Below are 8,925 nucleotides of genomic sequence, written 5' to 3'. Positions count from 1 at the left end.
CCTACGTCGTCAACGGCCCGCGCTGCTGCTGGGGCTACGGCTATGTCGTGCTGGGAGACATGAACGGTCGGCCTACCGATGAACGCGAGGCGTGCAACTGCGCGGCTGGTAAGGCGTGGGCTGCGAGGTCGGCCGCGTGACCGGTCTCGATCCCGCCACGCAGCGGGCTGACTACTTCCAGCGAGTTCCGGGCGGGCTTCGTCGTCGCTTCCGCGACCTGGCCCGCCTCGGCGGCTGCTCCCAGCCCATTCGCGTCCGGGGTGAGCTGTCCCGCGTCGGCCCGGACGGTGTCGAGCGGAAGGTCTACAGCACCCGCCGCGAGATCGGCGGCGTCATGCTGGTCGCCTGCGGCAACCGCCGTGCTTCGCGGTGCCCGTCATGCTCGGAGGTCTACCGGGCCGACACCTTCCACCTGATCCGCGCCGGTCTGCTCGGCGGCGACAAGGGCGTCCCGGAGACGGTGCGCGAGCATCCCCGCGCCCTGGTCACGCTGACCGCGCCGTCGTTCGGGCCGGTCCATGCCCACCGCACTCGCGACGACGGGACCGTCCTGCCATGCCGTCCGCGCCGGTCTGCCGGCACCTGTCCGCACGGCAAACCCCTCTCGTGCACCGAGCTGCACGGGTCTGATGACGTGCTGGTCGGGCAACCGCTGTGCGCGGAGTGCTACGACTACGACGGCCACGCGCTGTGGAACGCCCACGCCCCGGACCTGTGGCGCCGCTTCACCATCTACCTGCGCCGCGAACTGGCCTACGCGGCGGGCATGACCGCCAAAGCCTTCAACGCCCACGTCCGCGTCAGCTTCGCCAAGGTCGCCGAATACCAGGCGCGCGGCATCGTTCACTTCCACGCCGTGGTGCGCCTCGACGGTCGCAGCGAGGACGGCACGCCGTTGCTGCCGCCGGACTGGGCGACGGTGGATCTGCTCGACCGTGCGGCCCGGACCGCTGCCGCCAGCGTGCACGTGGACTCCCCGCACTGCGAACAGGTCGGCGGCGTGCGGCGGCTGGTGTTCGGCTCGCAGATCGACATCAAGCCGATCGTCGCGGGTGAGCTGACCGAGGACGCTTTGACCGAAGCGCAGGTCGCGGGCTACATCGCCAAGTACGCCACCAAGGGCGCGACCACCGAAGGGACCGTCGATCGCCGGATCAAGGACCTGTCGGAGCTGAACGCGGTCACGCTGACCGCTCATCAGCGGCGGCTGATCGAGACCTGCTGGCACCTGGGCGACCTGGAGGAGTTGAAGCCGCTGCGGCTGCGGGGGTGGGCGCACATGCTCGGCTTCCGGGGTCACTTCTCGACCAAGTCCGGCTCCTACTCCACCACCCTCGGCAAGCTGCGCGATGCGAGGCGTTCCTTTCGCGCCCGCCAAGCGCGCGAGCACGGACACGACGCTCTGACCGGCGAACCCGCCGATGACTCCACCCTCGTCGTCGGCTCCTGGCGCTACGCCGGTCAGGGCTACACCCATCCCGCCGACCTGTACGTCGCGCAGCTCATCCGCGAGGAACGGGAGGAGCGTCGTCGCTCTCGCTGGCCTGCTCGTGCTTCCGGGGCCGCCGCATGACGAGAAGGGAGGCAACGCTGGCCGCCGACGACACTCGGATGTGGAGCATTGAGGAGGTTTCGAGGTTCCTCGGGATCCCGGTCGGCACGCTGTACCAGTGGCGGCATCGCCGCGTCGGTCCGCGGGGCCGGCGGATCGGCAAGCATCTGCGCTACCTGCCCGAGGACGTCTACGCCTGGGTGCGGGAGCAGGAGTGACGGTTACCGACCGGTGGCACAAGTCCCACCCGAAGAAGGGTGAGCCTGTCTGTCCCGAGCACAAGCGCGTCCCTACACGGGAGCATGGTCGTGGTGACCGGTGGCTCGTTCGGTATCGGGACGAGAAGGGTCTCCAGCTCAAGCGGAGTTTCGATCGCAAGGCTGATGCTGACCGCTTCGATGCTGCCCGCAGGGCGGACACCGCCCGTGGTGACTGGATTGATCCCAAGCTGGGCCAGACGAAGTTCGGCGACTACGCGCTGGAATGGCTGGCCGCGCGGCTGCACAAGCCGACCACCGAGGAGACCTACCGACACCACCTGCGTAAGCACATCTACCCGGCCTTCGACCGCGTGCCCCTCGCGTCGATCCGGCCCACCGCCGTGCAGCAGTGGGTCAAGGGCCTGCGGTCCAAGGGGCTCGCTCCTCGCACGATCGAGACCGTCTATACGATCTTTGCGAGCATCATGCGCGGGGCTGTACGTGACGGTCTGATCAGTAAGACACCTTGCCGGGACATCCGTCTGCCGCACGCCGACAAGACCGTGATCCGGCTCCTGGCACCCGATCAAGTCATGAGGCTGAGCCGTGCCATGCCGCCGAAGTACGGACCGTTGGTGCTTCTGGGCGCGGCTGCCGGTCTGCGGCAAGGGGAAGCGTTCGGGCTGTCGGTGGATCGCGTCAGGTTCGCCGATCAGATGATCAGGGTTGATCGTCAGGTGGTGATCGTGGATCGTCGGCCGACACTGGCGACTCCGAAGAGTCCGGCGTCGGTGCGCGAGGTGCCCATGCCGGTGTTCCTCGCCGAAGCGCTGGAGAAGCACATCGCCGACCACTCCCCCGCCGATCTCCTCTTCTCGACCTCGCGCGACAACCTGATGCGGCGGGACTACTTCAACGCCCGTATCTGGAAGCCAGCGGTCAAGGCGGCCGGTCTGCTGCCGGACACGACCTTTCACGACCTGCGGCACACCTTCGCGAGCACGGCCCTGGCCGAGGGCGTTCCGATCTCCGAGGTGTCCCGGTGGCTCGGCCACGAGTCGATCACCACGACGGTTGATCTCTACGGGCATCTCGTGCCGGAAGCCTCCGAGCGGGCTCGTACGGCGCTCGATACGGCGTTCCGTTCCGCGCTCGATGTGCCCCCGATGTGCCCCGAGGAGGAGTGATCCGGGAGTCGGCCCAGCTCAGCGGGGCGGAAGGTGGACGAGTCGGCCTGTAGGCCGGGTTCTGTGATCAGCCATGAGAGCTGACCGGCGGCCATCCATCTAGGACCGCCGTTGCCGGCGGCCTCAAGCGGTCTACCCGCGCGGCTCGGGCGGGCAGCCCTCGAACGTCGCGCGCGGGACGTTCCGGAGAACGTCCCTTCTTGACCTTGCTCCGGGTGGGGTTTACCGAGCCGCCCACGTCACCGTGGGCGCTGGTGGTCTCTTACACCACCGTTTCACCCTTACCCCCGCGAAGGGGGCGGTCTGTTTTCTGTGGCACTGTCCCGCGGGTCACCCCGGGTCGGCGTTACCGACCACCCTGCCCTGTGGAGCCCGGACCTTCCTCGGCAGGGCCGTGAGGCCCTGACGCGGCCGCCCGGCCGGCTCGTCCACCGTGAAGGTAAGCCTAGCGGCTCCCGATCCATTCCCCGCCCCGGCCGAGGGAGGTGATGTTCTCCCCGGCCGGACGAGGCGCGAGGCGACGCCGTGCCCGCTCTAGCGTCGCGGAACGTCCTTGACGAACACGATTCCGTCGTACCCGGCCAGGTGGGCCGGGTCCAGCGGGGCGTAGCCGAACCAGGGGGACACGCGGAGGGCGGGCCGCGCGCCCCCGAGGGCAGCGGCCAGCCGGCGGGCGTCGACGACGTAGCGGTCCTCCGGGAGCGCGTACAGGAGCCCTTCGAGGGTGTCCGGGGGCGGGGTGTCCACGCCCTGGTGCCGGATCGTGCCGAGCGCCGTGGCCAGGAAGGCGAACCCCTCGCCCAGGTGGGCCCTCACGATCGCGCCGGAGCTCCACCACTCGAACGGCAGGTCGCCCATCCGCATCGTGCTCTTCTCCCGCTGAAAGTGCGCGTTGTGGGCGTGGACCAGCGCCGGGCCCCGCTCGGCGACGGCGAGGAGGTTGGCGGCGATCATCGAGCTCCGCAGGCCCAGCAGCCGCGGCATGCGGCCCGGTGACGTGTCGGCCATCCAGTAGTGGTAGCGCAGCAGGCCGGTGGCGGCGCGCCCGTACAGGCGTGCCCGCTCCCAGTCGTCCCGGGAGGACATCGCGATCAGGTGCGGCGTCTGCGCGTCGAGCAGCGCCACGAGATCGTCGGCGAGCAGGAGCAGCTGCCTGGCCTCGGCCGACCGCCCCACGGACTGGGACGGGTCCATCATCGTGGCGGGGTTGGCCCAGCGGTCGTCGGCGCCGAGCAGGCGGTCGAGCGTTTCCGCATCGCAGGGCAGTGAATCCGCGTCCACCCGGGCCGCGAGGTAGCCGTAGAGAGCGGTGAGGGCCTGCCGGGGGCTCGCGGCGTGGCTGATCTCCAGCGGGCCGTCGAGACCGGCGAAGCGCAGCCGCTCGGACGCGGGCCGGCCGTCGTTGTACGCGCGCATCCAGCGCACGAGCTCGCGATTGGCCGCCGACGCGCCCCACCCGTGGCTGAAGCCGCGTTCCATGACCTCGTCGAGGGTGCCCCTGCCCGAGGTGACGTAGTCGTCCACGACCACGCCCATCAGGCAGTCGCTCTCGATCGCGATCGTCCGGTAGCCCTCCTGCTCGACGAGCTGCCGGAAGAGTTCGTTTCGCACATCGAGCAGGAGGTCCTCGCCGTGGGTGGGCTCGCCCAGGGCGAGCACCCGCGGCCGGGCCGGAAGCAGCCTCATGACGGAGGCGGCCTCGACGGGATGGACGGTGTCCTTGATGCCGGTATCCATACCTTCAACGGTATCGTTGAAGTTTCTTGTGGAGACTTGTCCGCCAAATCACCAGAGCGAGCGAGCACAACCCTCAACTGGTGGCTTCAGGCTCCTGGTCGTGCGGGCGCGGCTTGCCCGGGTCGGAAGACGCCGACGCCGCGGGGGCACGGCAGAGCGTGCGGCACCCGCGGCGTGTCGCCTCTGTGACAGCGGCGTCAGGAAAGGTGAGCGGTGTCGTTGAGCGCCCGTACGACGGCGGGCCCGTCGGCGTAGTAGTCGATCGCCGACAGGCAGGCCAGGTCGAGGTGCATCCGATAGAGGGCCTCCGGCGGAGCGCCCAGCGCGAAGCGGACGAGCATCTTGATCGGGGTCACGTGGGAGACCACGACCACGCTGCGGCCTTCGTGGGCCTTCACGATGCGGTCCCTCGCCTGCTCGACGCGCCGGGCCGTCGACGCGAAGCTCTCCCCGCCGGGCGGCGCGACGTCCGGGTCGGCCAGCCAGGCCGCCAGTTCGCGGGGCCAGCGCTGCTGGATCTCCGCGAACGTGTGCCCCTCCCACTGACCGAAGTCGGTCTCGCGGAGGTCGTCGTCGACCAGCACCGTCAGGCCCGTCCGGGCGGCCACCGCCTCCGCCGTCTGCCGGGCGCGCGCGAGCGGGGAGGCGACGATCACCTCGACCTCGTACGGCTGCCGCGACAGGCGCAGGGCGGCGGCCTCGGCCTGCGCGAGCCCGGTGGGGGTGAGCGACGGGTCGCCCAGCCCGGAGAACCGCTTCTCCACCGACAACGGCGTCTGCCCGTGCCTGAGCAGGAGCAGGGACGTGGCGACGCGCGAGGCCCGGGGCATCCATCCGTGCCCGCGCCTGTCGTGGGACGTGACGGTTCCGGCCGCCTCCGTTCCCACACGTCCATCGGCCGCCTCCGCACCCGCACGTCCATCGGCGGCGGCCGGAGCCCGGGCGACGGGAGCGTCATCGAACAGCGAGGGCGCGTCGGTGTTGGGCGGCGCGGCGCCGGGCTCGACGGCCGGGGTGGACTCCGGCGCGGAGGTGATCTCGCTCGACTGCCAGGTCTCCCCCCGGGCCGCCGCGTCCATCGCCTCGTTGGCGAGCCGGTCGGCGTGACTGTTGCGCTCGCGCGGAATCCACGTCCAAGTGACACGGAACCGCCGGGCCAGGCCCGCCGCCTCCAGGGCGAGCGGCCGCAGGCCCTCGTGCTTGACCTTCCACCGGCCGGCCATCTGCTCGATGACCAGCTTGGAGTCCATCCGCACCTCGACCTGCCCGCCCTCCGCGCCGAGCGCGAGCAGCGCCCGGAGCCCGGCGATCAGGCCGCGGTATTCGGCCACGTTGTTGGTCGCGGTGCCGATCGACTCGGCCGCCTCGGCGAGCACCCGCCCGGCGTCGTCCTTGACCACCGCGCCGTAACCGGCCGGTCCGGGGTTGCCCCGCGACCCGCCGTCGGCCTCGACGATGAACCCCACGGCGACCGTCACAGACCCGACTCGGCCGTACGGACCAGGATGCGGCGGCACTCCTCGCAGCGGACCACCTCGTCGTGCGCGGCGGCCCGGATCCGGTTGAGGTCGGCGATCGACAGGCTCGTACGGCAGCCGAGGCACCGGCCGCCGTGCAGCATGGCGGCGCCGACGCCGGTCTGCTCGCGCATCTTCTCGTACAGCCCGAGCAGGTCGGCGGGGACGTCGGCGGTGATCGCGGAGCGGCCGGAGGTGACCTCGCCGGTCTCCTTGTCGATCTCGGCGAAGGCCGCGTCCCGGCGGTCCTCGGCGGCGCGCAGCGTGCCGGTCACCTCTTCGCGCTCGGACCTGAGGGTGGTGACCCGGGCGTCGGCCGCCTCCCGGCGCTCCATGATCTCCAGCACGACCTCCTCCAGGTCCGACTGCCTGCGCCGCAGGGAGACGATCTCGGACTGGAGGCTCGCCAGGTCCTTGGGCGAGGAGACCTGCCCGGAGTCCAGGCGCTTCTGGTCGCGGTCGACCCGGACGCGTACGGCGTCCACGTCCGACTCGGCCTTGGCCTGGTCGCGGGCGAGGTCGCCGGCCTCGGTCTCGGCGGCGATGATCTGCGTGGAGACCTGGGCCAGCCTCTTGGACAGCTCGTCGATCTCGGCGAGTTCCGGCAGGGTGCGGCGGCGGTGCCGCAACCGGTCGAGACTGGTGTCGAGCTCAGCGAGATCGAGCAGACGCTTCTGTGCTTCCGGTGCGGCCTTCATCCCAAATCCCTCAAGATGCTCGGGGGTCCAAGTAGGTGGTCGTCGCCGTCCAGGCGTCGGTGACGGCGTCCGAGACGCGCGCCTCAACAGTAATGCCCCTGGCCGCCAACGCTGACGTCAGACGCCGGGCGGCGTCCGCCAGCCATGGCCATTCGGTGGCCCAGTGGGAGGCGTCGACCAGCGCCGGCCCGTCCGCCTCCATGTGCTCGCTGGCCGGGTGGTGCCGCAGATCGGCCGTCAGGAAGACGTCCACGCCCGCGGCCCTGGCCGCGCCCAGCAGGGAGTCGCCCGCGCCGCCGCAGACGGCGACGGTCCGCACCGGCCGGTCGGGGTCGCCCGCGACCCGCAGCGGCCCGGCCGTACGGGGCAGGCCCGAGGCGGCCAGCGCGGCGAACTCCCGCAGCGGCATCGGGGCGGGCAGGTCCCCGATCCGGCCGAGCCCACGGCGCGGGTCGTCGGCGGAGGGCTGGAGGGGCCGCAGGTCCCCCGTCAGGCCGACGGCCCGCGCGAGCGCGTCCGAGACCCCCGGGTCGGCGACGTCGGCGTTGGTGTGCGCGGCGTAGAGCGCGGCGCCGTCCCGGATGAGCCGGTGCACGACCCGGCCCTTGAAGGTGGTGGCGGCGACGCTCGTGGTGCCGCGCAGGTAGAGCGGGTGGTGGGTGACGACGAGGTCGGCCCCCCAGCCGAGGGCCTCGTCCACGACCGCGGCGACCGGGTCGACCGCGAACAGGACCTTCCGTACGGCCTGCTCCGGGTCGCCGCAGACGAGGCCCACCGCGTCCCAGGGCTCGGCCCACGAGGGGTCGTACAGCGCCTCCAGGCACTCGACCACCTCGGCGAGGGTGCAGGAGATCGATTCCACCCGCGCACACTACAGCCTGCTGGCGGAACGTTCCGGGAAGAGTAACGTCCCCATTGACGCCCCGCCGTCAGGAAGGATCCCCAGCGTGCCCGTTGATCAGCAGAGCCTGCACGTCACGTCCCTGGTCGCCGACACCCACAACGACCTGCTCATGGCCGTGTCCGCCCGGCCGCCCGCGATATGGGCCTCGTTCTTCCGCGAGCGGTGGCTCCCCCAGCTCGTCGAGGGCGGGGTCGACGTGCAGGTGCTGCCCGTGTTCGTGGAGAGCCAGTTCCGCCCCGAGGGCGCGCTGCGCCAGACGCTGCGGATGATCGAGTGCGCCCACGTGCTGGCCGAGGGCAACCCCGACGCGGTGGCGCTGTGTCACGATGGGCAGCAGATCGACGAGGCCCTCGCCCTCGGCAGGATCGCCCTGGTGCTGGCCCTGGAGAGCATGCCGGGGATCGACGAGAGCGTCGAGCTGATCCCGACCCTCCACCGTCTCGGGGTCCGCGTCGCCTCGATCGCCCACTGGGGCCGTACGGCTCTCGCCGACGGCAGCGGCCAGGACGGCACCGGCTCCAGGCTCACCAGCCACGGTGTCGAGGCGCTGCGCGAGATGGAGCGGCTCGGCATGATCTTCGACATCTCCCACCTGGGCGCCACGTGTGTCGCGCACGTGCTGGAGATCGCGACCCGGCCCGTCATCGCGACCCACTCCTCCGCGCGCGCCCTGCGCGACCACCACAGGAACCTCACCGACGAGCAGCTCAGGGGTGTCGCCGCGGGCGGCGGCGTCGTCTGTGTGAACTTCCTCGCCGCCTTCCTCACCGAGGACGCCCGCTCGGCCACGATCGACCACCTCGTGGACCACATCGAGCACGTCGCGGGCGTCGCCGGCGTCGACCACGTGGGCCTCGGCCCCGATTTCGTGCGCGAGGTGTACGAGGACCTCACCCCGCCGTGCTGCGAGGGCTTCAGCTACTCCGGGATCGACTCCGGCGCGGCCGTCCCGGGGCTGGAGGGCCCGCGCGGCCTGCCGCTGGTGACCGACGCGCTGGTCAAGCGGGGTTTCTCCGACGAGGAGATCCAGAAGATCCTGGGCGCCAACGTGATGCGCCTGTTCCGCGCGGAGCTGGGCCGTACGGCCCGGGAACGGCCCGAGCCGGAACGGCCGCGGCGGTGAACCTGGA

Annotated in this window: 8 protein-coding genes and 1 other RNA gene; 4 read left to right on the top strand and 5 right to left on the bottom strand. The window is 71.4% G+C overall.

The features are described 5' to 3' along the window. Nucleotides 1-136 precede the first annotated feature (136 nt). From IL992_RS34405 to IL992_RS34395, 3 genes are read left to right on the top strand one after another with little or no spacing between them, the layout of a single operon-like run. Nucleotides 137-1,573: a replication initiator gene (locus tag IL992_RS34405; protein WP_193207483.1), complete on the top strand. Its 1,437-nt coding sequence runs from the start codon at nucleotides 137-139 to the stop codon at nucleotides 1,571-1,573. After that, the gene (locus tag IL992_RS34400; protein WP_193207482.1) at nucleotides 1,570-1,770 is read left to right on the top strand and encodes a helix-turn-helix transcriptional regulator; all 201 of its coding nucleotides are present in this window, start codon (nucleotides 1,570-1,572) and stop codon (nucleotides 1,768-1,770) included. Before IL992_RS34405 ends, IL992_RS34400 begins: the two co-directional genes overlap by 4 nt. After that, nucleotides 1,767-2,939 (top strand): tyrosine-type recombinase/integrase, encoded by a 1,173-nt coding sequence (locus IL992_RS34395; RefSeq protein WP_193207481.1) that lies wholly within the window; start codon nucleotides 1,767-1,769, stop codon nucleotides 2,937-2,939. The genes IL992_RS34400 and IL992_RS34395 overlap by 4 nt, the downstream gene beginning before the upstream one ends. Before the next feature lie 34 nt (nucleotides 2,940-2,973). On the opposite strand, the gene rnpB is transcribed toward IL992_RS34395, so the two are convergent. The 5 genes from rnpB to IL992_RS34370 form a co-directional block, all read right to left on the bottom strand. Next, an RNA gene (rnpB, locus tag IL992_RS34390) (RNase P RNA component class A) lies at nucleotides 2,974-3,366 on the bottom strand. A gap of 107 nt (nucleotides 3,367-3,473) precedes the next feature. Then, nucleotides 3,474-4,676, bottom strand: coding sequence for an erythromycin esterase family protein (locus IL992_RS34385; protein ID WP_193207480.1), 1,203 nt, complete (start codon nucleotides 4,674-4,676; stop codon nucleotides 3,474-3,476). Nucleotides 4,677-4,873: 197 nt separating this feature from the next. Beyond that, nucleotides 4,874-6,154 (bottom strand): bifunctional RNase H/acid phosphatase, encoded by a 1,281-nt coding sequence (locus IL992_RS34380; RefSeq protein ID WP_319019013.1) that lies wholly within the window; start codon nucleotides 6,152-6,154, stop codon nucleotides 4,874-4,876. After that, on the bottom strand, nucleotides 6,151-6,891 hold the full coding sequence (locus tag IL992_RS34375) for a zinc ribbon domain-containing protein (RefSeq protein ID WP_193207479.1): 741 nt from the start codon (nucleotides 6,889-6,891) through the stop codon (nucleotides 6,151-6,153). Before IL992_RS34375 ends, IL992_RS34380 begins: the two co-directional genes overlap by 4 nt. Before the next feature lie 10 nt (nucleotides 6,892-6,901). Then, the gene (locus IL992_RS34370; protein ID WP_193207478.1) at nucleotides 6,902-7,753 is read right to left on the bottom strand and encodes a Nif3-like dinuclear metal center hexameric protein; all 852 of its coding nucleotides are present in this window, start codon (nucleotides 7,751-7,753) and stop codon (nucleotides 6,902-6,904) included. Nucleotides 7,754-7,838: 85 nt separating this feature from the next. On the opposite strand from IL992_RS34370, the gene IL992_RS34365 reads away from it, so the two are divergent. Continuing rightward, complete coding sequence (locus IL992_RS34365) at nucleotides 7,839-8,918, top strand: dipeptidase (protein WP_319019012.1); 1,080 nt, start codon at nucleotides 7,839-7,841, stop codon at nucleotides 8,916-8,918. Nucleotides 8,919-8,925: the final 7 nt, after the last annotated feature.

Origin of the sequence: Microbispora sitophila, from assembly GCF_014892245.1 — a bacterium.
Lineage (GTDB): Bacteria > Actinomycetota > Actinomycetes > Streptosporangiales > Streptosporangiaceae > Microbispora > Microbispora siamensis.
The sequence above is the reverse complement of the archived record's forward strand: the minus strand, read 5'-3'. Positions and strand labels throughout refer to the sequence as shown.

What these genes read in the sequence shown, in the direction of transcription:
- IL992_RS34400 (WP_193207482.1), top strand. Translation starts at nt 1,570, where the DNA reads ATGACGAGAAGGGAGGCAACGCTGGCCGCCGACGACACTCGGATGTGG.
- IL992_RS34385 (WP_193207480.1), bottom strand. Translation starts at nt 4,676, where the DNA reads ATGGATACCGGCATCAAGGACACCGTCCATCCCGTCGAGGCCGCCTCC.
- IL992_RS34375 (WP_193207479.1), bottom strand. Translation starts at nt 6,891, where the DNA reads ATGAAGGCCGCACCGGAAGCACAGAAGCGTCTGCTCGATCTCGCTGAG.